19 protein-coding genes and 2 pseudogenes are annotated in these 24,778 nt (G+C 59.3%); 5 read left to right on the forward strand and 16 right to left on the reverse strand.

The window, feature by feature from the left end:
• Positions 1 to 8 precede the first annotated feature (8 nt).
• From ACYZTS_RS20500 to ACYZTS_RS20510, 3 genes are read right to left on the reverse strand one after another with little or no spacing between them, the layout of a single operon-like run.
• Positions 9 to 350, reverse strand: a complete 342-nt coding sequence (locus ACYZTS_RS20500) for a cupin domain-containing protein (RefSeq protein WP_461991666.1) — start codon at positions 348 to 350, stop codon at positions 9 to 11.
• Positions 351 to 391: 41 nt separating this feature from the next.
• The gene (locus tag ACYZTS_RS20505) at positions 392 to 1,798 is read right to left on the reverse strand and encodes an NAD(P)/FAD-dependent oxidoreductase (protein ID WP_461991667.1); all 1,407 of its coding nucleotides are present in this window, start codon (positions 1,796 to 1,798) and stop codon (positions 392 to 394) included.
• Positions 1,799 to 1,809: 11 nt separating this feature from the next.
• On the reverse strand, positions 1,810 to 2,664 hold the full coding sequence (locus tag ACYZTS_RS20510; protein ID WP_461991669.1) for an AraC family transcriptional regulator: 855 nt from the start codon (positions 2,662 to 2,664) through the stop codon (positions 1,810 to 1,812).
• Between the two features lie 262 nt (positions 2,665 to 2,926).
• On the opposite strand from ACYZTS_RS20510, the gene ACYZTS_RS20515 reads away from it, so the two are divergent.
• On the forward strand, positions 2,927 to 3,202 hold the full coding sequence (locus tag ACYZTS_RS20515) for a DUF1652 domain-containing protein (protein ID WP_028620213.1): 276 nt from the start codon (positions 2,927 to 2,929) through the stop codon (positions 3,200 to 3,202).
• Between the two features lie 150 nt (positions 3,203 to 3,352).
• Here the strand turns inward: ACYZTS_RS20515 and ACYZTS_RS20520 are convergent, their stop codons facing one another.
• Positions 3,353 to 5,815, reverse strand: coding sequence for a UvrD-helicase domain-containing protein (locus tag ACYZTS_RS20520; RefSeq protein WP_461991671.1), 2,463 nt, complete (start codon positions 5,813 to 5,815; stop codon positions 3,353 to 3,355).
• Between the two features lie 236 nt (positions 5,816 to 6,051).
• Here ACYZTS_RS20520 and ACYZTS_RS20525 point away from each other — a divergent pair, with 236 nt between their 5' ends.
• The gene (locus tag ACYZTS_RS20525) at positions 6,052 to 6,747 is read left to right on the forward strand and encodes a pirin family protein (protein WP_461991673.1); all 696 of its coding nucleotides are present in this window, start codon (positions 6,052 to 6,054) and stop codon (positions 6,745 to 6,747) included.
• Positions 6,748 to 6,884: 137 nt separating this feature from the next.
• On the opposite strand, the gene pgm is transcribed toward ACYZTS_RS20525, so the two are convergent.
• The 4 genes from pgm to ACYZTS_RS20545 form a co-directional block, all read right to left on the reverse strand.
• Entirely contained in the window at positions 6,885 to 8,531 is a 1,647-nt protein-coding gene (pgm, locus tag ACYZTS_RS20530) for a phosphoglucomutase (alpha-D-glucose-1,6-bisphosphate-dependent) (RefSeq protein ID WP_461991675.1), read from the reverse strand.
• A gap of 112 nt (positions 8,532 to 8,643) precedes the next feature.
• Entirely contained in the window at positions 8,644 to 10,044 is a 1,401-nt protein-coding gene (locus ACYZTS_RS20535; protein ID WP_461991677.1) for an aminotransferase-like domain-containing protein, read from the reverse strand.
• On the reverse strand, positions 10,041 to 11,519 hold the full coding sequence (locus ACYZTS_RS20540) for a hypothetical protein (protein WP_461991679.1): 1,479 nt from the start codon (positions 11,517 to 11,519) through the stop codon (positions 10,041 to 10,043). Before ACYZTS_RS20540 ends, ACYZTS_RS20535 begins: the two co-directional genes overlap by 4 nt.
• A gap of 565 nt (positions 11,520 to 12,084) precedes the next feature.
• Positions 12,085 to 13,107 carry a zinc-dependent alcohol dehydrogenase family protein gene (locus ACYZTS_RS20545; RefSeq protein WP_461991681.1) on the reverse strand — a complete coding sequence of 341 codons (1,023 nt, stop codon included), beginning with the start codon at positions 13,105 to 13,107 and terminating at the stop codon, positions 12,085 to 12,087.
• Between the two features lie 268 nt (positions 13,108 to 13,375).
• Between ACYZTS_RS20545 and ACYZTS_RS20550 the strand changes: the two genes are divergently transcribed.
• On the forward strand, positions 13,376 to 14,290 hold the full coding sequence (locus ACYZTS_RS20550; protein ID WP_028624585.1) for a LysR family transcriptional regulator: 915 nt from the start codon (positions 13,376 to 13,378) through the stop codon (positions 14,288 to 14,290).
• Positions 14,268 to 14,477: pseudogene (locus ACYZTS_RS20555) on the forward strand (Arm DNA-binding domain-containing protein); the annotation flags it as partial. The gene ACYZTS_RS20550 and the pseudogene ACYZTS_RS20555, both read left to right, overlap by 23 nt.
• 55 nt (positions 14,478 to 14,532) lie before the next feature.
• On the opposite strand, the gene ACYZTS_RS20560 reads toward ACYZTS_RS20555, so the two are convergent.
• The 3 genes from ACYZTS_RS20560 to ACYZTS_RS20570 form a co-directional block, all read right to left on the reverse strand.
• Positions 14,533 to 16,140: a N,N-dimethylformamidase beta subunit family domain-containing protein gene (locus ACYZTS_RS20560; protein WP_461991683.1), complete on the reverse strand. Its 1,608-nt coding sequence runs from the start codon at positions 16,138 to 16,140 to the stop codon at positions 14,533 to 14,535.
• A 109-nt stretch (positions 16,141 to 16,249) separates the two neighbouring features.
• A complete protein-coding gene (locus tag ACYZTS_RS20565) occupies positions 16,250 to 17,575 on the reverse strand; it encodes an MFS transporter (RefSeq protein WP_461991685.1) in 1,326 nt (441 codons plus the stop codon).
• 49 nt (positions 17,576 to 17,624) lie between these two features.
• Complete coding sequence (locus ACYZTS_RS20570) at positions 17,625 to 18,875, reverse strand: MFS transporter (RefSeq protein WP_461991687.1); 1,251 nt, start codon at positions 18,873 to 18,875, stop codon at positions 17,625 to 17,627.
• 101 nt (positions 18,876 to 18,976) lie between these two features.
• Between ACYZTS_RS20570 and ACYZTS_RS20575 the strand changes: the two genes are divergently transcribed.
• Positions 18,977 to 19,945 carry an AraC family transcriptional regulator gene (locus tag ACYZTS_RS20575; protein WP_028622776.1) on the forward strand — a complete coding sequence of 323 codons (969 nt, stop codon included), beginning with the start codon at positions 18,977 to 18,979 and terminating at the stop codon, positions 19,943 to 19,945.
• Positions 19,946 to 19,982: 37 nt separating this feature from the next.
• Here the strand turns inward: ACYZTS_RS20575 and ACYZTS_RS20580 are convergent, their stop codons facing one another.
• The 5 genes and pseudogenes from ACYZTS_RS20580 to ACYZTS_RS20600 all read right to left on the reverse strand — a co-directional run bounded on the left by ACYZTS_RS20580 (position 19,983) and on the right by ACYZTS_RS20600 (position 24,636).
• Positions 19,983 to 20,486, reverse strand: a complete 504-nt coding sequence (locus tag ACYZTS_RS20580) for an SDR family oxidoreductase (RefSeq protein ID WP_461991690.1) — start codon at positions 20,484 to 20,486, stop codon at positions 19,983 to 19,985.
• A gap of 17 nt (positions 20,487 to 20,503) precedes the next feature.
• Positions 20,504 to 20,599 (reverse strand): annotated as a pseudogene (locus ACYZTS_RS20585) (EamA family transporter); the annotation flags it as partial.
• A 143-nt stretch (positions 20,600 to 20,742) separates the two neighbouring features.
• On the reverse strand, positions 20,743 to 21,654 hold the full coding sequence (gcvA, locus tag ACYZTS_RS20590) for a transcriptional regulator GcvA (protein ID WP_461996497.1): 912 nt from the start codon (positions 21,652 to 21,654) through the stop codon (positions 20,743 to 20,745).
• 83 nt (positions 21,655 to 21,737) lie between these two features.
• Positions 21,738 to 23,228 (reverse strand): aldehyde dehydrogenase, encoded by a 1,491-nt coding sequence (locus tag ACYZTS_RS20595; RefSeq protein WP_461991692.1) that lies wholly within the window; start codon positions 23,226 to 23,228, stop codon positions 21,738 to 21,740.
• A 28-nt stretch (positions 23,229 to 23,256) separates the two neighbouring features.
• Positions 23,257 to 24,636, reverse strand: coding sequence for an APC family permease (locus ACYZTS_RS20600; protein WP_461991694.1), 1,380 nt, complete (start codon positions 24,634 to 24,636; stop codon positions 23,257 to 23,259).
• Positions 24,637 to 24,778 lie beyond the last annotated feature (142 nt).

The following is a 24,778-nucleotide window of genomic DNA, read 5'->3' on the forward strand; positions in this document are numbered from 1 at the left end:
ATCAAGGTTCAGAAAATCAAAACGTAGCTCTTGCGCACGGTTTCCTGGATGTCCCAGATACCGAGGGTGTTGGCCGGTAACATCAGTGCGTCGCCCGCTTCTATGCGCAGGGTTTCGCCGTCGTCCGGGGTGAACGTGCAGCGCCCTTGAATGAAATGGCAGAATTCCTGAGCAACGATCTGCCGCCGCCAGCGGCCGGGCGTGCATTCCCACACGCCGGTTTCGACGCCATCGTCGCGTTCAACGCTGGTGGTCGACGCCACAGCGACCGGGGTGCCCAATGGCACGGCCACCGGGTTCGACTCCTGCAGCTCAAGGGTGGCGGTGTTTTTGAATTGGGTGATGCTCATAGGGTTACCTCGATGAAGCCTTTGGATGAAAAGCGTGGTGATTACTGCATCAAACCTTCCATGAACCCGGCCACGCGGGTGGACAAGGTACGCCGCCACGGTGGGCTTGCCGGGTTGGCCAGCGTCTGATCCTCGTGGACAAAGCTGCGGATGATCGCGTTGTAACCGAGCCAGCGGCAGGGTTCCGGTTCCCACGCCTTGAGCGCCTGAAGGCCACCCTGAGTGATCACCCAGGGCTGACTGACCAGTTCGCTGTCGCGGTGCAGAATCAGGTCCGCCAGGGTTCGACCGGCCAGGTTGCTGGCACCCACGCCTTCGCCGCCGTAGCCGCCCGCGAGCGCAATGCCGCTTGCCTGATCGCAGAGCATGTGCGGCTGGAACCGCCGCGACATCCCCAGATTGCCGCCCCAGGCATGCGTAATGCGCACGTCCTTGAGTTGCGGAAACAGCTCGCTGAACAGGTAACGGCGCAGTTCAACTTCATTGGTGGTCAGGTCAAAGTGATGCCGCAACTTGCCGGCAAACTGATAGCCGCCGCGGGCGCCAAATACCAGACGGTTGTCGGCGGTGCGCTGGCCATAGGTGACTTGACGGCTGCTTTCGCTGAACGCCTGGCCATGGCTCAGACCGATAGCGTCCCAGGTCGCAGCGGGAAGTGGCTCGGTGGCCACAATCAGGCTCTGCACCGGCAACTGATAGCGGCCCAGCGGTGGCAACGTCGTGGCGTAACCTTCTACGGCCGGCACAACCCAACGGGCACGAACCTGAGCCTTGTCAGTGCGCAAACTGCCCGAACGCCAATGGGTGACCGCACTGTTTTCGTAGATCTTGACGCCCAGGCGCTCGACCGTCCGGGCCAGCCCGCGCACCAGTTTCGCCGGATTCAGCGTGGCGACGTGCGGGGCGTAGATGCCGCCGTAAGGTTTGGCCACGCGGACCTGTTGCGCGAGTTGCTCACGGTCGAGCCAGCGATAATCGTGCTCGGTGAGCCCTTGGCTGTAGAGTTTGTCGAGGTACTGGCGCAGGCTTGTTTCCTGCTCGGGATAGCGTGCAGCGCAATACAACACCCCGCCTTTACGGTAATCGCAGGCGATGCCTTCACGCTCAAGCACCACCTCCACTTCATCGGGGATGCTGTGCAACAGGTCGTAGGAAGCACGCCGTTGCTGCGGCAACAGATCGGCAAGCAAGCGGTCTTCGCCAAGGATGTTGCCCATCAACCAGCCACCGTTGCGCCCGGACGCACCGAAACCGGCTGTCTGCGCTTCGACGATGGCGATGTTCAACTCAGGTGCCAGACGTTTGAGGTAGTAAGCGGTCCAAAGGCCGGTATAGCCGGCGCCGATGATCGCGACGTCGACATCCAGATCCTGCTCCAGGGGCGGACGTGCACTTAACGGCTCGTCGAGTTGGTCCATCCATAAACTGATGTTGCGCCACGCCGACATGCCAGACTCCATCAATCAAACTTCGATGGCGTCGATCCTAGTGCGGGGTCTAAGGGATTGTCTTGCGCGCGTGCACGCAAAGAAATTTGTTTGACGTAAGCCTTTGGCGACTGCCCGGTGTGCTGACGAAAACAGCTGTAGAACGCCGACAAGGAATTGAAGCCGGCGGCGAAGGCCAGGTCGTCGATGCGTACCGGCGTTGTGGCCTTGTCCAGTGCTCCGAGCAAGTGTTGCAAGCGTGCCTGGTTGACGTAGCGATAGAAGCTTTGACCGAGCACCTGGTTGAGCAGATAGGAAATCTGATTGCGGCTGTACCCGCTCTCCTTGGCCACCCGTTGCAGGTCGAGCGCAGGGTCAAGATACGGCTGCTGACGCTGGAAATACTGTTGCAGGTCATCGGCCATAAAGCTCAACTGGCGCGGCGACAACCCCAGGCGGCTGACCGCTGGGCGCTTCGCGGCGGCACTGGTGCCGACGTGATGCTCATGCACAAGAGACGCGTACTCATTGATCCGCCAGATCAGACCGTCTCGTACGGTAATCGCCTCGCTGGCCCGAAACGACACCAGCCCTTCACCGCCACGCAAGGTGATGCGGTATTGAATGAACGCCGTGTTGCCATCCAGACGAATTCGGTCCGAATGCTCAAGGGCCTCGTCCGGATCCCGAGGCATACTGCTGCGCACGTACTCGCGCAATTCATTCAGGCCCATGACGCGGTCCTGGAAGAAGTCGTTGTATTGAACCTCGGGGTGATACAGCGCCATGACCCCGTCCAGGTCCCGGTGTTTCCAGCGCAGGTGATAGCGCATGACGGTATCGCGCGTGGCCTCGGTCTGCAGCGGACCATCATCATCGACGTGCATAGACGGCTCTGTACGGAAAACCCGAGCTTGCCGAAATTCGCTGCCCCGATCAACGATCAATCGATAATGTAGTTTTGTTAGACAATGCCACGCTGTGACCCGGATCAAAAAAAACGGAACCAATCGCCAAACGGCCTGAGAAATCCACATTTATTTCACATCCAGATGCTACTTTTAATGGCAGTCACCGGTTGAGCCATTGAAGGCTCTTCCCTCCTAACATGAGCTAACGGAAGCGCTCGATGATGCAGGTGGGCCACACATGAACAAGGGCTTCAGCAACAAAGTTACCTTTCCAAACGCCTGCCAGCTGATGCGCTGGCATTTTCATCCCATGGGATTCGAGGCGAGCATGGATGCGCCGGGCAGCATGATTGCCCGTCTGTTTGACCGTGCCAGTGGCGAGACCATGATTGCCATTGCCGGCATTCCGTGTGCGACGGTGATGAACGCTGCGGATGTCGAGCGAATCATTGAAGCGGTTGAAGATGAGCTGGAGGCGTTTGTGCCTTCTGCTGCGCTGCGCAGTTATGCGTGAAGCTCAGTACATGATCCTGTAGCAGCTGGCGCAGCCTGCGTCCGGCTGCGTAGCAGCCGTCTACTCCAAAGACCGTTTACCTGACCCTGCTGCGCAACGGGACGCAGGCTGCGCCGGCTGCTACAAGTTATGTTTAGCGGCACACAGCGCTTACATGCCCCGATGATCAATAAAGAACGGTTTGCTCTTGTCCACTCGATCAGAGGCCTTGGGCATATTCGCCGCTTGGGTGTCGGACGCATCCACATACCAATAGCAGTGGCTCACCGCACGAGTGATGCCGACATACGCCAATCGCAAAATCTCATCCTTCTGCGCGTTATCGTAGGCTTCGTTATCCTCGGCCTTGCCTAATCCGGCCATGCGGTACACCTGATTCTTGTACGGCGAACTGGTCAAATGCTGGCAGTCCCCCAGCAGGAAAACGGCATCAGCCTGCAGGCCCTTGGCACTGTGGTAGGTCAACTGTTTCAACCTGCGCAATTCGAATGGCAAGCTAGAATCAGCATTAACTACGGACCGGATGTGCTGTTCGATCAATAACTTATCGCCACTTTTTCGATACAGCATAAGGATTGAATCGCCCTGTTTGTAGTGATCCATCAGCCTCGCGGCCAAGCCCTGATCGTCGCGTTCCAGGACTTCTACCGGCAGCAAGGATTGCGCCTTACCGCTGGCCTTGGCCTTTTTCCCGGCAATAGCGGGCGCTGCGCGCACGATGTGTTCAGCAGCATCAATGATGTGCTGGTGGCTGCGGTAGTTTTCGCTGAGCATGACTTTTGTGCTGCTCGGCGACGGGAATTCCTTGTTGAATTCCATGAAATACGTCGGCGAGCTGCCCCGCCAGCCGTAGATCGACTGCCAGTCATCACCGACGCACAACAAGGACGACCGCTGCGCACCGCGACCTACGTGCATTGCCGGGCCACGACTGCGAATCTCGGCGAGACTTGCCCGTATCCAAGAGACGATCTGCGGTGAAACGTCCTGAAATTCGTCGATCATCAGGTGCGACATGGGTCGCAGCAATTCATCGCTCAACAGCTTCAGGTTTTCCGGTGAATGCTCGCTGAACAGAGCGAACATGCGGTTGTACGTCATGACCGGCGGCTTCTGGTCCAGCAGGTGATCTTCCAGTGCGCGCCAATACAGGCTCAGAGCCTCGAAGAAGAACCGATCCGGATCGTCTTTGGCGAAACTCATCTGGCCGACAGCGTTGGGAACGTCGAGCCCGAGGTTCTCGATGAACCCGGCAGCCGCCACAAAACAGTCCAGCAACGGCGCAGAACCCAGCTCACCCTTGACCTTGTATTCGAAGCCCGGGCCGGCGCTGGCATCGCCAGCCAACGAAGCCAAAACGCGCTTGGACATCTCGTAACTATCTAGCCATATCAACGGCTTACGGCAGAAAGCTTGAAACAAGGTACGTTTTACTGCCCATTCTGCACGGACCGATAATTTGGAACCTGGCCGGCTGACCTGCGGGTTTTCGCGAGGATCGAACCCCAGCACTACCCAGGCATCCAGGCTCGGAATGTAGCCATGGCTATATAAAATAGAGCCATTAATATCGAACGTCTGGCGCTTTGGCTCGATGCCCTTGATCGGCCAGGCACCGGCGCCGAACCACAAATCCTCGATCAGATCGCAGAGTTCTTCGTCGCGCTTGGCCGCCAATTCGGTCACAGCCACACGCTTCTGCACGTCGGGGTGATCGCGCTCCAGCTCCTTGAGTTGCAAGGCATGCCGGGACAGCGGTTTGATCAGCTCGCGGAATCGCTCGTCATTGGTATGCAATTGGTGATAACAGGCATTGAGCTGCTGACGTTGCGCGTCGTTGATGCGCAGATCAAATGGGTTGCTGTCGACGTCCTCATCCTGACCCTGTGCGCGATGGCTGAGGTTTTCGAACGCCTGCAGGCGCTCGAAGCCCGGCAGTCTACGGACCATCGGCAATATGCGCGAATGGAAGGTGCGCACCAGCTCTCGCGCCTCCACAGCACTGATTACCCGCCCCCACAGCGCGAATAATTCGATCAGTTTGTTGATGAAGTCCTTGCGCGATTCTCGAGTGAACGTCACCACGGTCATCGAGCTGAGTTCAAAGCCCAGATAATGGCTGAGCAGCAGAATACGCAGCACCAGCGTGGTGGATTTGCCCGCACCTGCGCCGGCAATCACCGAGGTTGATGGCGTATCGCTGAAGATCATCTTCCATTGCGCAGCGCTGGGCTGCGCGTGGGGCGCCAGCAATCGGGCGACGTCGGCCTTCATGCGTTTCTTCAATTCTGCCGTCAAAGGCAGACGCCAGTCATCGAACAAATTGTCATCGATGTTCGGCGGACGGTGCTCAGTGGAGCGCGAATCGCGGATAAGCAATACCTGCCGACCTTCCTCCATCCCCTCCAGCTTGCCTTCTTTATAACCGTAATCAACGCCGGCGCTGTGCCCGCTACGGAAGCCATCCGCCTGCCCGTGCAGCCAGGACGCCCGGTGCTGAGCGCGTAGACGGGTCAGGCCATGCCCGAAAAATCGCGCGGCCAAACGTTTGATTAGCGGCATCTCGGCCAAGGGACGTAATTCGGGAGGAAGTTCGGGGGTGTGTTGCGGCACGCGGGCTGACTCCAGGGTGTGAGGCTGTTGAAGCTATGGTGTGCGCATTTGCTTTTCATTTCTAGTGAAATGCTTACAGGTCATTGGCTTATGCGATGAAGTGAAGGTGGCGTAGGAATTGAAGCACCGCTCTAAACATCAAGTTAATCGATCATAGCGCGGCAGTTTTTGCGCTTTTTATCGATGGATACCTGATTGATGATGCTCGCCATTACCACCCTATCCAGGAGACGAACATGCTCGAACTCAGACCTTTCAATCGACTGGGCGGCGCCCACCATGGCTGGTTGGATGCCCATCACCATTTTTCGTTCGCCGAGTATTACGACCCTGAGCGTATGAACTGGGGCAACCTGCGCGTGTGGAACGACGACATCATCGCTGCCGGCACGGGCTTCCCGAAGCACCCTCACCGCGACATGGAAATCATCACCTATGTGCGCGAAGGGGCCATTACCCACGAGGATAATCTGGGCAATAAAGGCCGCACTGAGGCAGGCGATGTGCAGGTCATGAGCGCTGGCACCGGCATCGCTCATAGCGAATACAACCTGGAATCGAGCGAAACCAAAATCTTCCAGATCTGGATCATCCCGAACGAAGCCGGGGCAGCACCTTCGTGGGGCGCCAAGCCCTTCCCCAAGGGGCAACGCGAAGGCTTTGTGACATTGGCCAGCGGTAATGCCGGCGACGATCAGAGCCTGCGAATCCGTGCGGATGCGCGCTTGGTCGCGGCCAATCTAAAAGCGGGCGAGTCGGCTGAATATCGCCTGGACAATGGCCGACGCGCTTACCTGGTTCCGTCCACCGGCGTCATTGAAGTCAATGGCTTGCGAGCACAAGCTCGAGACGGTGTTGCAGTGGTCGATGAGCAAGTATTGCGGGTGACGGCGGTTGAAGACAGTGAAATTGTCTTAGTCGATTTGGCTTGAATGGCTGAATGCCGCGCAAAAAATGGGCGACCGTGGAGGTCGCCCATTTTGTTTCAGGCCAGTGCTTCAGCGCCTAAAGTGACGTCTTCGCGAGCAAGCCCGCTCTCACAGGGTGCTGAGTACTGGCGGGCGTTCATTCACTTAGCGGAAATAGCGCCATCCACCAGCGTTTGCGCTTCGGCCACCAACAGCTTCAGATGCTGGTCGCTGACGAAGCTCTCTGCGTAAATCTTGTAGATGTCCTCGGTCCCGGATGGACGCGCCGCGAACCAGCCGTTCTCGGTCATGACTTTCAGGCCGCCAATCGCCTGATCGTTACCTGGTGCATGGCTGAGGATGCTCTGAATCGCTTCACCAGCCAACTGCGTAGACGTGACCTGATCCGGCGACAACTTGCTCAACAGCGCTTTCTGCTCCGGATTGGCCTTGGCGTCGACGCGCACCGAGAACGGTTCGCCCAGTTCATCGGTCAATGCGCGGTATGCCTGGCTTGGATCGCGACCGGTGCGCGCGGTCATTTCTGCCGCCAGCAGGGCTGGAATCAGACCGTCCTTGTCAGTGCTCCACACGCCGCCATCCTTGCGCAGAAATGACGCGCCGGCACTTTCTTCGCCGCCAAAGCCCAGCGAGCCATCGAACAGGCCGTCGGCAAACCATTTGAAACCGACCGGCACTTCGTACAGGCGACGACCCAGACGCTTGGCGACACGGTCGATCATCCCGCTGCTGACCACGGTTTTACCGACGGCGGCATCAGCGCGCCATTGCGGACGATTCTGGAACAGGTAGTCGATACTCACCGCCAGATAATTGTTGGGCGCGAGCAAACCGCCAGACGGCGTCACGATGCCGTGGCGATCGTGATCCGGGTCGCAGCCGAACGCCACGTCAAAGCGGTCTTTCAAGCCGATCAAACCTTGCATCGCATGGCTGGACGATGGGTCCATGCGGATCTGGCCATCCCAATCCACGGTCATGAAGCGGAACGTCGAATCGACCTGTTGGTTGACCACTTCCAGGTCCAGACGATAGTGCTCGGCAATTGCCGACCAGTAGCGCACCCCTGCTCCGCCCAGTGGGTCTACGCCCATATGCAGCTTGGCGTCGCGAATGGCATCAAAGTCGATCACGTTGATCAGGTCAGCGACATAAGTGTTGAGGTAGTCGTGGCGATGGGTAGTGCTCGCCTTCAGCGCCTGTTCGTGGCTGGTGCGTTTGACACCGGCGAGCTTGTTGCCCAGCAGTTCGTTGGCCTTGGCTTCGATCCACTTGGTGATGTGCGTATCGGCCGGGCCACCGTTGGTGGGGTTGTACTTGTAACCGCCACTTTGTGGTGGGTTGTGCGACGGCGTAATCACGATGCCGTCCGCCAGGCCCGACGTGCGGCCGCGGTTGTAACAAAGAATGGCGTGTGAAATGGCCGGTGTCGGCGTGTACTCGTCACCTTCGGCGATCATCACGGTCACGCCATTGGCCGCCAATACTTCCAGCGCGCTGGCGCCGGCCGGTGTCGAGAGCGCGTGCGTGTCGATGCCGACGAACAGCGGGCCGTCGATGCCTTGGGCCTCGCGGTACAGGCAGATTGCCTGGCTGATGGCCAGAACGTGCCACTCGTTGAAACTCAGGTCGAACGAGCTACCCCGGTGTCCGGAGGTGCCGAATGCCACGCGCTGGGTGGAAATGCTCGTATCAGGCTGACCGGTGTAATAAGCCGTCACCAGTCGCGGGATATCGACCAACAGTTCTGCTGGTGCCGGTTTGCCCGCAAAAGGACTGAGTGTCATGCAAAAACCTCTGGAAAAGAGTGGTTCAGGAAATGGAGCGCAGTTTACTGGCAGTTGGACCGCAACGCGACGGGATCGATCCACGCGGCCTCTGCGAGCATTAACGCGCGGCTTAATCCAGAGATTCCAGGCGCAAGGCATCGCCGAGCAAACTCACTGCGCTGGCAAGATCGTGATCGCCGCCAAAAGTATGGCTCAGGCGAAAATGCTGGCAGTGCAGCCCCTGCAGACTGAACAGTTCCCCCGGCGCGATGACTACGTGGTGCGTGAGCAGCCGTCGAAACACCCGCCGCGCGTCCACTTGGCGCAGCGAACGCACCCAGATCGTTGCGCCTCCCTGCGGCTCGACAAAGTGCAAGGCATCGCCCAGGCGCTCTTGCAACAGCTGCGTCATGTGGCCTTTGCGCTCATTGAGCAAGCGCCGTAAGACCTGCAAATGCTGATCGATCCGACCGTTGCTGAACAGCCGGGCAATAGCCTTTTGCCGGATCGGCGACAGGCGAAACGAGCGCAGCAAAAAATGTCGCTGGAAGGCTTCGCTGAAATGCCGTGACAGCACGTATCCGTAGGGCGCCTCGGAGCCGAGGATTTTTTCCAGGGTCGAGAACACGATCAGCCGATCCGGATTCAGCCAATCTCGAAAACGCCCGCCGCCCGCCTCGAATGTCAGTTCGCCGTGGCAATCATTTTCCACCACCCAGCTACCATGCCCTTCCAACAGTTGCGCGACAGCCTGCCTGTTCTCGTCGGGCGCCTGACTGCCATGCGGCATGCTGACGGCCGATGAAACCATCACCACGCGCACCTGCCTGTTTTCCAGTAACGCCTTGAGCTGATCGATATCGACACCGCCCTCAGGCTGCAGCGGCAATTCCAGCACATTGACCCCGGCCGTCTGGAACTGGCGCAAGATCACCCAATCACAAGGCGACTCGAGCAGCACCGTGGCATCTTTGAGGCCTAAAACCGCAATCAGTATTTCCAGGACGCCGCGCAGGTCTGCACCCACATACACGTCATTGGCATGCCAACAGCGCAGCGCCGAGGTGGTGTAGCGAGCGGCCAGCGCTGTGCGCAGTTGCAGCTCACCGCACGGTTGTAAAACCGTATCCGTCTGGCGTGGATACTGGCGCAGCAATTCCCTCTCCAGCAATAGCAGAGGACTGTCCAACGGCTGCAGCAATGCCGGTTCATCGGCGCTCAAGACCAGCGACCCCGGGCGTCGGGTGCAGGCATACACCGTTTCCAGCAGATCACGGCCATTGTCCAGCGGATCGATCAAGGAGACTGGAACGGCGAAGTAGCCGGATTTGGCCACCGAAAAGACCCTCCCTTCTTTTTCCAGCAATGAATAAGCGTACTGAATGGTCGAAATCGACACATTCAAACGCTCCGACAACTGCCGCAGCGATGGCAACCGGACCTGCGTGTCGTTGCCCGGTTCGTTGATCAAGTGAGTGAGGTATCGATACACCGCTTGATAGGCAAAGTCGGTTTCCCGTGGTCCTTTCAACGTTTTACGGACCGTTCACCTGCCGCTGCTGTGTCGCCACCGCTCGCGGGAGTAGCGTTTTCCACGGCTGTCAGTTCAGGCGTGTGCCCGTAGACTTCGGGTGTGGGGCCCATATGATAAAGGGTGCCGATAAGGGCCACCGATAAACCGCTGACATCAACCATCCATTGCAGAATCTGATCCGGCACCGAGTAGCCTTGCATGGCCCGATGCAGGTCGGGCATTGCCACCAGCATCCCGGGATGGCACTGGCGCAGAAAACGCTCCAGTGCAGCGCCCCTTTCGTTGAAGGGAGCAAACAGCAGACATACGAGTTGCGCTTCGCTCAAGCCCAGGTGCCGCTGTGCGTCTGCTGCTGCCTGCGCGCGGCGTTCCGACGCCCGAAGCGGATTACCGAAGGCTTCCCGAGCTTGATCGCACAGCCGCTCGGGCACTTGTCTGCGACGCATCAGCACCAGAGAGCGCTGCAGATAGTCGGTTACTCCTGACTCATAACTCCGCCCCTGCACGAAGCACGCATGCAGGCCCCGCAGGTGAGCCGCGATCGAGGGACTGACGCATTCGTTATCACTTAAATGGGCCGAGAGTTCGTCAGGTTGAAAACCGAGGAAATCGGTAAGCAGCGGCCACCGCTCTTCCAGATTGCTGACCAGTACCTCTTGAATGTCGACGAACGTAGTGCGACGACACGCTTCGAACTCTTCCGCCGGACGCCAGGGCGCTTGACCTTGATTGGTATAAAGCGCCCGATAGCAATCGTTGCCGAGCTCATCAAGCACGTCAAAAAGTTGTTCGAAGCCGTCGCTGCCAGGGGTGCAAATCCGCACCCCAACCTTGGCGGCTGCCCGTTTCAACGCAGTGATATAGAGCTTTTGCTGGCGCAGATTTTCGTTGCAGACGAAAGCATCGACACCGCCCCGCCAGCGCGCGATCTGCCCGTAAAATTCGCCGGTGGCCAGGTAGTAGTCGTCCCAGACATTGATCGCCTGGTCCCGCACTCGACGATGCCCCACCATCAACAGGTTGATGCGATTGGCTTCGCGCCCGGCATCGGAGATCGCCGCCTGCGGGTCGAAGGGCAAGACCTGCCGATCGTCTACCGTCACTACCTCAACGCGCGGGTCGTCGTGTAAAAACAGCGCGCTGTAGCTGCGCTGAGTGTTTTCCCGGGCTGTCAGGCTGATGCCGTTCAACCGCAAGGACGCCACGCGCAGTTGAAACGTGACTGGCGCGCGCCCGGCAATGCTCAACTGAGCCGCGCGAAGCATCGCCAGGGTGTAACAGCTGTCTCTGGTGCCGGTTTGAATCGTCAGCACCTTGTACTCGCCGATGCGATCCATGCCCCCGGCTGCGAGGACCAAACGCTGTATTACCAGTTGTAATGCCGTACGTTCAGCCCGCGAAAAATAATTCAGCAGGCGCTGGAGCACTTGTTGATAGACATAGTTCATCGCCTGGTCATGGATACTGGTCATCTTGTTTACCTGATGCTTGTAAGTTCTATATCACGCAATCAATGAAGAGCACTGCGCGGGGCATTGCCGGCCATCAATAAGTGCAGATCTTGATGGTTAAATGCTAACACTTAACTTGTGGGTTAATTATTCAGCGCGGCTGAACCTCGCCGAGGGCCCGCCAGACCATGAGCCACCTGAAAACCCCCATTTCACGGGGGCGTGCCCTATCGAAGCAGCGTCCTAGGAAATATCCCACAGCGTCCCACAGACAATTAGCACAAGAAATAAGGAAAGAAGTAGCAGAGGATATTCTGTAAACAACAGAGCGCTGTACGATTGTTCGCACATGCATCAACGTCACGCAGTCAAAAGTATCACCATGATACTCAGCCATGACTCATTCCTTGAGATGAAAGTAATCATTCAATTATCAAGGCTTGAATATTGATTAGAAGATACAGATGGTGAGCAAAAACCAGTTCAGTTGCTGAACGGTTTCACCGGCGGTGTCACGGGTGCCCCGCTGATGGCTTTACGACAGGCGAAAAAAAGTCCGTGCTGGCACGGACTCTTCAGGGGTGTATTACGCAGGTTCGATCTGCAGCGCGACTCGTTCGCGGCATGGACACTCGTCCATATAGCGATGCGCTTCGACAAACTCGGTGAACGGAAATACTCGGGTTTTCAGCGGCAGCAGCACGCGGTCTGCGGTCAACTGGTTGATATCACGCAAGGCGCGTTGCAGTGCCACCTGGTCCTGAATGATGCCCAGTTCCGGTTTGCCAGTGAAATTGCCGATGCAGTGCACGAAAAACTGGATGTTCTTCTGGAACGCTGCACACGCCGGGAACGGCGTCTGGTTACCGCCCTGCAGGCCGTACAACACCAGACTGCCGCGAGGCGCCAGCACATCACCAAGCAGTGACATCTGCGGGCCGCCAAGACCGTCAAAAACCACGTCAACGCCGCGGTTGTCGGTGATCTTGTTGATCCGCAGCAGCAGATCCTCTTCCTCGGTGACGATGACTTTCTCGGCACCCAGCGATAACAGGTATTCGCGCTCATCGGCCGTCTTGGTCGCGGCAATCACTCGCACGCCCAAGGCTTTACCCAATTGCACAAACGAGGGTCCCGCACAGTGACTGGCGTCCGTGACCAAGGCAAATTGCCCAGGTTTGACCCGCGCCAGATCCGTATAACCGAAATAGGCGATCAGGAGCGGCGTGTAATGCACGCTGGCCTCGATGGGGCTGAGCACGTCCGGGTAGCGGGTCAGTGCAGTGCGCGGCAATACAATTTGTTCGCCGTAAACCGGATAATCGTTTGGGCTCTCGGCCGGAAAACTGGCGACCTTGTCACCGATTTCCAGGTCATCGACACCGTCGCCTAGCGCGGTGACGACACCGGCCATTTCACTGCCAAGACCAGATGGCAGTCGAGCATGGGACGACGCCAGGTTCTGACGCCAGAGCGTGTCATACCAGCTGATGCCAATCGCTTCGACGCGCACCTGCACTTCGCCCGGCGCAGGCTGAGCGGCCGCATGCTCTTCGCATTTGAGCACCTCGGCTGGACCAAACTTGTGAAAACGAATCGTGCGTGACATCGCAAACCTCGTCAAAGAAACCTCTAATGCCCTGAACTCTATATGGGCTTTGGACCCAAGACCATCAGTGGCTATTAATAGTCGACATGCCTGTCATTGATTCGCAACATCTGCGGCATCGTCAAAGAAGTGTAGGAAACCGCAGCTACCATTGTAGGAAATCTGAATTTACTCGGTGCAGAGTACCAGCCTTTGCCCGTAATATTCATGCCGGCCATTGTTCCCATATGACCGCCCCCGTCAAGCTTTGACTCTGCCAGGACACCAGATGAATCGTAATGACCTACGTCGTGTCGACCTGAACCTGTTGATCGTTTTCGAAACATTGATGCATGAACGCAGTGTGACCCGTGCTGCGGAGAAACTGTTCCTCGGGCAACCGGCAATCAGCGCGGCGCTCTCACGCCTGCGCGGACTGTTCGACGACCCGCTGTTTGTGCGCACCGGCCGCAGCATGGAGCCTTCGGCCCGGGCGGTGGAGATCTTCGCCCTGCTCTCGCCCGCCCTGGATTCGATCTCCACCGCGGTCAGCCGCGCTGCCGAGTTCGATCCGGCGACCAGCACCGCAGTGTTTCGCATCGGATTGTCGGATGACGTGGAATTCGCTCTGCTGCCAATGTTGCTCAAGCGCCTGCGCGCTGAATCCCCGGGGATTGTGCTGGTGGTGCGTCGCGCCAACTACATCCTGATGCCCAGCCTGCTGGCCTCGGGTGAAATTTCGATCGGCGTGAGCTACACGCAAGACTTGCCGGCCAACGCCAAACGCAAGGTGCTGCGCCGCAGCCTGCCGAAATTGCTTCGCGCCGATACCGTGCCGGGCCCGCTGAGCCTCGACGATTTCTGCGCGCGGCCGCATGCGCTGGTATCGTTCGCCGGCGACCTGAGTGGCTTTATCGATGAAGAGCTGGAAAAACTCGGGCGCAAACGGCATGTGGTGCTGGCCGTGCCGCAGTTCAACGGCCTGAGCACGCTACTCAGCGGCACCGACATCGTCGCGACCGTGCCCGATTACACGGCCGAAGCGCTGACGGCGGCGGGCGGAGTGCGGGCTGAGGACCCGCCGTTGCCGGTGCAGACTTTCGAACTGCACATGGCCTGGCGCGGGTCGCAGGATAACGATCCGGGGGAGCGTTGGTTGCGTTCGCGGATTCAGATGTTTTTTGGGGACCCTGATAGCCTGTAATGGAATTCCACTAAATTCGCCCGGCGAACACGCCGATGGCGAAGTCCCTGGCCTCTACTTGGAGGTAAAGGCGTCGAGCAAGGTCGGCTAATCCCCCTCCAAGGTTTGGCGATTGGAGTATCGGCTGCATGGCAAGGAAAAGCGCTTCTCCATCGGTGCTTACCCCGACATTGATCTCAAGGAGGCTGATCCCCGGTACCCAGGCGATCCAACGCTCGGATTGAACCTTCTTTTTAAGGCGATCAGCGAACCTCCCGCGTATTGCGCAAGAAACGATCAAGCACATTTTTTGTGATCATCACGGTGTAAATGTCTGCTTGCATGAGCCCATGCACCCATTCGCACGTGGCGGCGGTAAAGACTTCGCCTCGACCTTTGTGGAAGTGCACCATCATGCCGGCCCCGCGGCTATGCAAATCGATGTTGGCGTCGCTAAGGTCGGGTGCCAGGATGGAAGCCCGAAACCGGGCATCGCCATCGCCAAGCATGAATGAATAGGTCTCCTCGGACCGGCCATGCTCGGCATTGGTCGCCCATCCCATTGCGAGGATTTGCAATCCACCGGGCGCACCGTCTGTGTAAAGCGGTTCCGGGAGGCCGTCGACGAACGTGTATTCCAGGCCATCAACCTCATAGCCGAAGATGTTGGGTTCGTCTCCGAACATGTCCGCGTAACCCAGGCCCGTCCCCGTAAACGACCAGTGCTTAGGCCTGAAGACTGTATACCCGCGAGGGCTGCGCGGAGCCATTCCTCCAAAACTAGCGTAAATCCCTCGCAGAGCATTCACCCCGAACGTCTTTGCGCCGGGGTGATTTACGCTCGGATCTTCCCAGGCTCCCGTTAGCCGATGTGGCTCGGTAGCCGCCACAGGATCGAACGCACCAGCGTCGTACTTGTAGGCCACCTGCCGCCGGCCCTCATCCTCCAGGCGGATCTGCCACATGAAATTGCCGGCGAAACGCGCGACTTTGCCGCCGCCCTCGACAAAGGCGTCGACATGGTCGCGCATTTCCCGCGTCCAGTACTCGTCGTGCCCGACGAAGACGGCGCAGGCGTAGCCCTCAAGCGAGTGCGGGTCGTGGTGCAAATCGTCCTGGGTCAGGATATGCACGGTATAACCTTGCTGTTCGGCCCAGGCCACAAAAGGTCTCTCGTAGGAAGCCCACCCCGCCAGCGCGTAGTACTTGGCGTAGCCGTTAAGGTTGGCCCATTCGATGAATTCATAGCGTGCGGGCCCCGGCTTGCGGGGCCGGGTCGCGTTGACACAACGTGGTGCATCCTCCGGCAGCCAGACCTGCCCTCGCGCCCAGGGGCGCTGCGTCGACAGCAACGGTGAGCGGCCACGCGGCGTGCCCGCGTGGAGGCCGAAGTAATGATTGGCGCCACCCCAGTCGTTATAGGCGGCCCACGTCGAGGTGGCCGCAACGAGCACCAAGGCATCTTCACGTTTGCGCACCGCCTTGACGATGAACAGATGATGCCCGAGGACGCAGTCAGCACCATCCCGTATTTCCACTACATAGCCACCCTGCTCGGCATCGGCCGGGATTGACCATTGCATGAAGACAGGCCATTGGCAGCCATGCTCATAGGCGCGTTCGGGTATGGGATGGAATCGAGCGTCAAGGCTGTCGGTGGTATGCAGCGTGCGGGGGATGGCGCCATCACGATAGATCCGAAGTCTCACTTGTGGGCGGTTCGACGACAGATACAGGCAGACCGAATCACCCGCGCTGTAGGCGCGGCGGTCCGAGTAGCACCATGCAGCCGCTGGGCCCGACTTCGAGGGGACTTCGACCCAGGTCTCGCGCGCGGCTTGACGTGACCCTGAAGTCTGGCTGACGGTCACGCCGGCGCCTGGTCGTTCACCGCGTGCAGCGGCGTTTTTGCGGTCTGTGGAATTCATTGAGTCATACCCATTTGATCGGCTGATTCTGCAGATCGACCAGCCAATTGATTTAGTCCCGAGAGGCCATCAACGGCCGTGAGACAGCGCTGACTCGAGCACCAGGCGCCTCGATGTGCGCAAGATCGATGCCCGCCGTTTCGTCGATAAGAAACCCTGCCAGGACAGTGACTACGCCCAACCCGATGACATAGCTGACGTACAGATAGCCAAGGTCGGCGCCGCTAAGATAGTTGTGTAGATAGGGGGCCGTGCCGCCAAAAATTGCCACCGAAACCGACGAGACCAGGCCGACGCCCTGGGCTCGTGCCTGGGTGGGCACCTGCTCACACAGCACGGCAGGGAAAATCGCCGCGATCAACGACCAGGCGCCTAGCCCCAGCACTTGGGCCAGAAACAGCGTGTAGGGGTCAGTGGTCACCATTATCGAGATGGGATAGGTCAGCACGATCACACCCAGGCCCCAAGCGATGACCATGGGCCGGCGCCCTACCCGATCGGACAACATCCCGCAGACCGGCAACCAGCACACACACAGGATCTGCGCCAGGAGACTGGCCACATAGGCACCCGTGGCGTCCATACCCTGGGCAATCGCGGTCGAAGCGCCGAACGTGACCCAGGCGTAGTAGGTGACATTGGCGGCCGCAGCAAGCATGACGATGTTACGCGCGACGCGTAGCATCTCCCCCGTGGACAGCTTGCGCGGCGGCAGCGCTTGCGCCTGCTGCTCTACGAAGACATGAGATTCCTGTGCACCGCGGCGCAAAAACAGCGCGTAAATACCGAGCACTCCACCAATGGCGAAGCCGATCCTCCAGCCGTAGTCACCCATGGCCTGCGCGCCCAGCATCCAGGTCAGCGCTGCCGCCACGGCCGTCGCCGCCATCACTCCCAGCGTCACCCCCACATAGACCGAACTCGACCATAAACCACGGTGCTTGCTTGGGGCGATCTCGGCGACATAGGTGTAGGAAACCCCTGTCTCGCCACCATGGGCGAGCCCTTGCATCAAGCGGAAAAACAGCAGCGCGACCGAGGCATACAAGCCAATGCTCTGGTAGTCAGGGATAAGCGCGATGCCCAGGCTGCTGATCGCAAGCAGCAGCATGGTAAGCACCATGATGGCCCGACGCCCCAGCCGGTCGCTCAGGCGGCCAAACAACCATCCACCGACAGGGCGTGCGACAAAGCCAACCGCAAACACAGCCAGGGTCGCGAGCATCGCCGAGCGCGCATCGGTCTTGTCGAACAGATTGCTTGCCAGATACACCGAAAAGGTTGCGTACAGGGTCCAGTCAAACCACTCGAGCGCATTGCCGATACCTGCCGCGCGCAACGATTTGAGGCGTCCTTGGTGAGACGTCGTATTGTTCATGGATTAACTCCTGATGACGGACTGGATCGAAGCGGTTTGGCAAACCGGATCAAAGGTGCAACGCGGGTTTGGCCTGGCGAACGCCATGGGCAGAAGGCACCCGAACACGCAGCGCAATCAGCAGCGCGGCCAGCAGCATCAGCACGGCCGCCGCGACGAATACGCCTGCGCTGCCACCGAAGCTGAACACTGCACCGCCAGCCGCGGCGCCCGTTGCGATGGCTGACTGCACAGATGCCACCACCATGCCGCCGGCGCTTTCCGCCTGATCAGGTACCGCACTGGCAACCCAGTTCGACCACGCCACCGGCACACCACCAAAGGCCAAGCCCCAGATCGCCAGCAGTACCGCCTGCCCCGGCAACGAGGCCGGCAACAGCACCAGCGCCAGTGCTGCAACGCCGACCAGCGCGGGCATCAACACCAGAGTGGCCAGCGGGTGGCGCTCCAGCAGCTTCCCGGCCAACAGCGTGCCGGCGAAGTTCGCCACACCGAACCCCAGCAGCATCAGTGACAGGCCTTGCGGGCCGATGCCGGTAGTCCCTTCAAGGAATGGCCGAACATAGGTAAACATCGCGAAGTGGCCGCTGTGCACCAGCACACAACCAAACATCCCCATGGCGATGCCCGGGCGCTGCAACACCTCGAGTACGGTACGCAGACGTGCGGGCCGGCGAGGCGCAAGGCGCGGCAGAGTGAACGACTGGAACGCCAGGGTCACCATGCCGACCGCCGCCGCTGCAAAGAACGCGCTGCGCCAGCCATATAGACCACCCAGATAGCTGCCCAACGGCACCGCAACGACCGTCCCGATGGCAATGCCGCTAAAAATGATCGATAGCGCCCGGGGCAACAGAGCACTCGGCACCAAGCGCATCGCCACCGCCGCTGCCATGCTCCAGAACCCGCCAAGGGCAATGCCCAGCAAGATGCGCATCAGCAACAGCACCGCGAAGCTGGAGGAAATGGCGACCAACAGATTGGAGGCGACCATCAACGTGGAAAAGCCCAGCAATACCCAACGTCGGTCGATGCCGCGAGTCAGGCCTGGCACCAACAAGCCGGCGAACAGCGCTACCACTGCAGTCACCGTTACCGCCTGACCAGCCAGCGCTTCGGACACCCCCAGGTCAGTAGCCATCAGCGTCAGCAAACTGGCCGGAAGGTACTCAGCGGTCAGTAATCCGAACACCCCCATTGCCAACGAGAAGACGGCCATCCACGCCGGGGTCACAGGCTCTACGTCCGAGCCGACGCCGGGATGGCGTTCGGTTACGGCATTACACACACAGTCAGTCATTGCACGAATCTCCCAATTTTCATTGCGAGCCGAGTCTAGGCGGGGAAAGCTGGATGATCTATGATCAGAAATCTCTACTTTTTGACTAAAACACCTGAACAATGCCTGCAGATCAGTTTGCTCTTTCCTCGGATCTCATCAACGAGCTGTTGCGCGGCATGCGCCTGCGTGGCGTGGAATACCGGCGTATCCAGACGGGTCCGACCTTCGGTTTGGGCTTCGCGGAAAAACCTGGGCACGCCTGGTTCCACTTCGTGGCCGTCGGCACTGCGGTGCTGCAAATGGAGGACGGAAGCACCTACGCGCTGTCCGCCGGCAATGCCGTGTTCATCTCCCATGGCGCGGCCCATCAACTGTTTTCCCATGCGGACGTGCCTGTTCAAGACATCGACCTTTTAGATGGCGCGCCCCTCGGTGACACCGTCAGCGCGGTGGATACCGGAACCCATGCCAGCCCCACGCCGAGCACTATTTTGTTCAGTGGTTGTATGGAGTTTGAACTGGGCAGCATCCATGGTCTTGGTCGGCTGATGCCGGGCCTGATGCTGATTGATGCCGGCGGCCAGCGTTACCCCGGATTGGTGCCTATCCTGACCACCATGGAACGCGAGGTCAGCGCCGCACGTGTCGGCTTCGCCGGTATCCTCGCGCGGTTGGCCGACGTGGTGGCGGCCATGGTCGTTCGCGGCTGGGTGGAGTGCGCCTGCGGGAATGCCTCTGGGTTAGTCGCCGCCTTGCGCGATCCACGCCTGGCCGGTGCACTGCTTGCGCTCCATCAACAACCGGGCCGCGACTGGACCGTTGCGCAGCTGGCCGAGCACTGCAATACCTCGCGCTCGGTCTTCGCGGATCGCTTCCAGGTGACGATTGGCATGACCCCGCTGCGCTATGTCACCGAACTGCGAATGCGGCTGGCCAGCCAGTGGCTGACCCTCGAAAGGCTGCCGATCGAAGAGGTGGCGCAGCGTTTGGGCTATACCTCCCAGGCCGCTTTCAGTCGCGCATTCAAGCGCATTACGGGCAAGACACCGGGATTGAGTCGCAAGGTGAGGCAACCCACTGTTACTTGAAGCCGAGCGCAGGGAGCCGATGATCCGGGCCTTTGACTCATTTACCGCCCGTCACGTCGAGGAAGGTACCGGTAACGAATGATGCCTCCGCGCTCGCCAGCCACAGAATCGCGCGTGCCACTTCCTCCGGCTGACCACCCCGCCCCATGGGGATCGAGTCCTTGACTCGATCGACCCGCCCCGGCTCACCACCACTGATATGCATTTCGCTGCATCCGCTCGAAGCCGAGGTCCTCCAGGCGTGACTGAGGCGACAGCATCCCAGCTTGTTGACCAGTACGTCGATGCGTCCGAACGAGCGATCGATGGCCGCGAACAAATCGGCCACCTGGTGGGGGTCCACACTGTCGGCCCGCATCGCCAATGCCCTGCGCCCCAATGCTTCTACATCCGCAACCACCGCCAGCGCTGCGGGCTCGTTGGCAACGTAGCTGATAGCGACGTCATAACCTCTTGCGGCCGCCAGGCGGGCAGTGGCTGCACCCACTCCTCGACTTCCACCGGTGATTAGAATCAGCGGTGCTTGTGAGACGTTGTCCATTAAACCTGCCTCCAGTATCAGCTGATGATGAGGGTGCCGCTGGCGATCACTATGCACGCCAGTATCCGGCGGGCGGTGAGCGTCTCGCCGAGGAACACATGGCCAATCAACGCCACTACGCAGCAGCGCATTCCAGCTGGCATGCAGGAGCGCGGCGAACAGCACGAGGAGGATGAGATGAAAAGGCATGCGCCACTTTAGGCAATCCGGCGCAGGGACTACAGCGAAGTCTCCTCATCGCAGCATGAACGGATGCTCATGACTCCTGGTCTACGTGTTGTACTTTCAGCGCCTCACCGACCAGCCATTCGCGAAAGCTGACGATGTGCGGCTGCGATTCAATTCCCTTGGGGCAGACGAAGTAGTAAGCAAGCGGCGATGGAAGCGACACATCGAACAGTCGCACTAAACGGCCATCGCTGATTTCGTTCTCGACATGCCCGCTGCGCACCAATGCGACGCCCTGGCCGAGCAAGGCCGCCTCGACCGTCATATTGGTATCGCCAAATCTGACGCTCTCCTTGAGCGGCAAATAGGCCAGTCCAACGGCTTGAAACCACACCTCCCATTTTGGCACCAACTCGGCACCATCCCGCGTCAGCAGCGGGAAATGCAACAGTTCTGCGGGGCTCTGCGGAGTCCCGACGCGCCGCAACAGTTCGGGGCTGGCCACAGGAAATACCTGCTCCCCAAACAGGAACTCCGAATGCAGCCCTGGGTAATTACCCTTGCCGAGCCTGATCGCAACATCCGCCTGGCCGTGAGAGAAGTGGATTATTTTATCCGTGGTGTCCAGCGAGACCAACAGCTCGGGGTGCTGACGAGAGAGGCGCGGCAAGCGTGGCAGCAGCCATTTGAGCGCAAAGGAATAGGTGGTGCTGACGCTGAGTCGAACCCTGTCTTTTTGCTCGCGCAAATCACCCAAAGTGGCCTCCAGACTGATGAAAAACTCCCGCACGATGGGTGCCAGCGTAGCCCCCGCTGCCGTGAGGCGTAACGCCTTGCCACGTTCAAACAACTGCACTCCCCAAAGGGTCTCAAGATGCTTGAGCTGGTGACTGACAGCGCTTTGAGTGACATGTAGCTCCTGTGCGGCTGAAGTGAAGGTTGAGTGTCGGGTGGCAACTTCAAACGCGCGCAAGGTCGCGGTGGGCGGCAGGTCTCTCATGAGGGCAGTATCCAACAAGTTATTGGAAAGAGCGTACATGAACACTAGCTCATGATAGAGCTAAACTGACCCGAAACGTCACTTCAGCGCATTTGAAACCATGTAGTTTTCAGTTGCGTGTATTTGTCGAAGGAATGCAGCGACAGATCGCGACCGAAACCCGACTGCTTGCCGCCACCAAAGGGCACCGACACGTCCAGGGCATCAACGGTATTGACCGAAACCGTACCCACATTCAAGGCGCGCGCCACACGATGGGCGCGATTGAAATCGTCGCTCCAGACCGACGCCGCCAGGCCGTAAATGCTGTCGTTGGCTTGCTGGATGGCCTCCTCCTCAGAGTCAAAGGCGCTCACCGCCAGCACAGGACCAAACACTTCATCCCGCGAAAGGCTCATGTTGCTTTTCACATTGCCGAAAAGGGTCGGCTGGATGAAGTTTGATGAACCATTGATGATCACCTGCTCACCACCGGACAACAGCGTGGCGCCGTCGGCCCGGGCCTGACTGATTGCTTTCATGATGCGGGAGGTTTGCTCGCTGTCGACGATTGCTCCTGCAGCGCTCCCCGGGTTCAACGGGTCTCCGGGCATCCATGCGCGCGACTTGCTGATCAGGCGCTCGATGAATTCGTCGTGGATGGAGCGTTGCACGTACAGGCGGGAGTTGGCTGAGCACACTTCGCCCTGATTGAAGAAGATGCCGAAAGCAGCCTTCTCCGCTGCCAGGTCCAGGTCCTGGCAGTCATCGAACACCAGGCTGGGGCTCTTGCCGCCGCATTCCAGCCAGACCTGCTTGAGGTTGGACTGGGCGGAATACTGCATGAAGTATTTACCAACCTGAGTGGAGCCGGTGAACACCAGACAATCGACGTCGGGATGCAAACCCAAAGCCTTGCCGGCGCTCTCGCCAAGGCCCGGAACCACGTTCAGCACGCCTTCCGGAATGCCTGCCTCCAGGGCAAGTTGGCCCAGGCGCAGGGCGGAAAACGGCGATTGCTCGGCAGGTTTGAGTACCACACTGTTGCCAGCGGCCAATGCAGGTGCCAGTTTCCACGCGGCCATGTCCAGCGGGAAATTCCACGGCACCACGGCAGCAATTACGCCTAAGGCTTCGCGGGTAATGGTGGCCAGCGCGTTGCGGGCGGTGGGCGCGACCTGATCGTAGACCTTATCGAGGGCTTCGCCGTACCAGGCGAAAACATGCGCGGCGCCGGGAACATCTATGTTGTAGGCGTCCATCACCGGCTTGCCCATGTTCAGCGAATCGAGCAGCGCCAGCTCTTCGCGGTGGGACATCAGTAGCTCGGAAAGCCTGATCAGGATTTTCTTGCGCTCACCCGGGGACATGCGCCGCCAAGGGCCTGAATCGAAAGCACGGCGGGCAGAACGCACCGCCAGGTTCACTTCCTCAGGGCCACACGCCGCGACACGCGCCAGCAGCTGATTGGTCGCAGGGTTGATGGCGTCGAAGGTCGCACCGGACAACGCGCCTATTTGCTGGCCGTCGATCAACGCGCTGTCGATGAAAGTCTGGCGGGCAACACGCTGCTGCCAGTAGTCAAGATGGAACATGGTGTACTCCCCAATGGATGACATTTTGTTATTCCGCCATTTGCAAATCAGGCATCTTCACCTGAAACCCGCGCGTGATACCCAGCAGGCAAACGAGCCCGGCGGCCATCCAGCACAGACCAATCGTGAACGACATACTGGACAGGCTCGTCCACAGCCAGACGGTGCTGAGAAAGCCCAGCCCAGGCAGCGCCGCGTACAGCCAATAGTTACGGGCACCCCGCAACTGCTGGTCGATCAGGTAATGCTTGATCACCGCCAGGTTCACCGCCGAAAAGGCGAAGAGCGCGCCGAAACTGATCATGTTGGCCACGGTGTCCAGGGTGATGAACAGGGCGATCAGCGAAAACAGGCTGACCAGCATGATCGCCGTGGCCGGCACGCGTTTTTTTGAGACCAGTTTGCCGAACACTCGAGGCAGTGCGCCGTCTCGACCCATCGCAAACAGCACGCGCGACACACTGGCCTGGGAGACCATTGCCGAGGCGAAACAGCCTGCCACATAGGTCGCGGTGAACGCCGTCACCAGCAGTTCGCCACCGACGCGACGCATCACGTCCACCGACGCGGAATCGGGGTCGGCAAAGCTGTTCCATTCGGGGAAAACCATTTGAGCGAAATAGGACACGACGAGAAACAGCAGGCCGCCGAACAACGACACCACCATGATCGCGAGCGGAATGGTCTGTCGCGGGTTGGGCGTCTCTTCGGCCATGGTCGACACGGCATCGAAGCCCAGGAAGGACAGGCAGAGCACCGCTGCACCGGTCATGATCAACGGCACGCTGAAGCCTTCATGATGGAAAGGTGCGAGCAGCGACACCGGTGCGGACTGCCCACTCAGGTTGTGCACCGATAACGCGACGAACACCACAATGAAGACCAACTGGGCAACAACAAGTATCCAGTTGACCCGGGTGATCGACTCGATTCCAACGAGGTTGAGAATTGTGACGAGGGCTATTGAGCCGAGCACCCATACGGCAGTCGGCACTGCCGGGAAGTATTCGGACATGTAGATGCCGATCAGCAGATAGCTGAGCAGCGGCAAGAAAATGTAGTCGAGCAGCAAGGTCCACCCGGCGATGAAGCCGAAGTAGGCACCAAAGGCCTTGCGCGTGTAGGTGTAAACCGATCCTGAGTAAGGATGCGCCTGAACCATGCGCCCATAGCTGTAAGCGGTCAGCAGCATGGCGGCGAGGGTCAACAGGTAGGCGGTGGGCAAGTGACCCTTGGTCATCTCGGTCACCAGGCCATAGGTGGTGAACACCGCCAGCGGGACCATGTACGCCAGGCCGAAGAGCACCAGCCCGACCAGCCCTAATGGCTGTCGAAACCGGCGCGACGACGTCGCTTTGGAGGGAGCGTGATGAGAGGGAGTGTCGGCTGTGTTTGTTATTGTATTCATTGCTGACTCCTGGAAATGTGAATGCAGGGCGCCGCGGCATCCGATGAGCTCGATGCCGTTAGTGATTCATTCGCAGAAAAAATGTCTGCCCGCAGGGCGATGTAACGATGTCGATCACCACCCCATGCAGGAGTGGCGAACG

The organism is Pseudomonas sp. TMB3-21, assembly GCF_054898145.1.

What these genes read in the sequence shown, in the direction of transcription:
- ACYZTS_RS20500 (WP_461991666.1), bottom strand. Translation starts at nt 350, where the DNA reads ATGAGCATCACCCAATTCAAAAACACCGCCACCCTTGAGCTGCAGGAG.
- ACYZTS_RS20505 (WP_461991667.1), bottom strand. Translation starts at nt 1,798, where the DNA reads ATGTCGGCGTGGCGCAACATCAGTTTATGGATGGACCAACTCGACGAG.
- ACYZTS_RS20510 (WP_461991669.1), bottom strand. Translation starts at nt 2,664, where the DNA reads ATGCACGTCGATGATGATGGTCCGCTGCAGACCGAGGCCACGCGCGAT.
- ACYZTS_RS20515 (WP_028620213.1), top strand. Translation starts at nt 2,927, where the DNA reads ATGAACAAGGGCTTCAGCAACAAAGTTACCTTTCCAAACGCCTGCCAG.
- ACYZTS_RS20525 (WP_461991673.1), top strand. Translation starts at nt 6,052, where the DNA reads ATGCTCGAACTCAGACCTTTCAATCGACTGGGCGGCGCCCACCATGGC.
- pgm (WP_461991675.1), bottom strand. Translation starts at nt 8,531, where the DNA reads ATGACACTCAGTCCTTTTGCGGGCAAACCGGCACCAGCAGAACTGTTG.
- ACYZTS_RS20540 (WP_461991679.1), bottom strand. Translation starts at nt 11,519, where the DNA reads ATGACCAGTATCCATGACCAGGCGATGAACTATGTCTATCAACAAGTG.
- ACYZTS_RS20545 (WP_461991681.1), bottom strand. Translation starts at nt 13,107, where the DNA reads ATGTCACGCACGATTCGTTTTCACAAGTTTGGTCCAGCCGAGGTGCTC.
- ACYZTS_RS20550 (WP_028624585.1), top strand. Translation starts at nt 13,376, where the DNA reads ATGAATCGTAATGACCTACGTCGTGTCGACCTGAACCTGTTGATCGTT.
- ACYZTS_RS20565 (WP_461991685.1), bottom strand. Translation starts at nt 17,575, where the DNA reads ATGAACAATACGACGTCTCACCAAGGACGCCTCAAATCGTTGCGCGCG.
- ACYZTS_RS20570 (WP_461991687.1), bottom strand. Translation starts at nt 18,875, where the DNA reads ATGACTGACTGTGTGTGTAATGCCGTAACCGAACGCCATCCCGGCGTC.
- ACYZTS_RS20575 (WP_028622776.1), top strand. Translation starts at nt 18,977, where the DNA reads ATGCCTGCAGATCAGTTTGCTCTTTCCTCGGATCTCATCAACGAGCTG.
- ACYZTS_RS20580 (WP_461991690.1), bottom strand. Translation starts at nt 20,486, where the DNA reads ATGGACAACGTCTCACAAGCACCGCTGATTCTAATCACCGGTGGAAGT.
- gcvA (WP_461996497.1), bottom strand. Translation starts at nt 21,654, where the DNA reads ATGAGAGACCTGCCGCCCACCGCGACCTTGCGCGCGTTTGAAGTTGCC.
- ACYZTS_RS20595 (WP_461991692.1), bottom strand. Translation starts at nt 23,228, where the DNA reads ATGTTCCATCTTGACTACTGGCAGCAGCGTGTTGCCCGCCAGACTTTC.
- ACYZTS_RS20600 (WP_461991694.1), bottom strand. Translation starts at nt 24,636, where the DNA reads ATGAATACAATAACAAACACAGCCGACACTCCCTCTCATCACGCTCCC.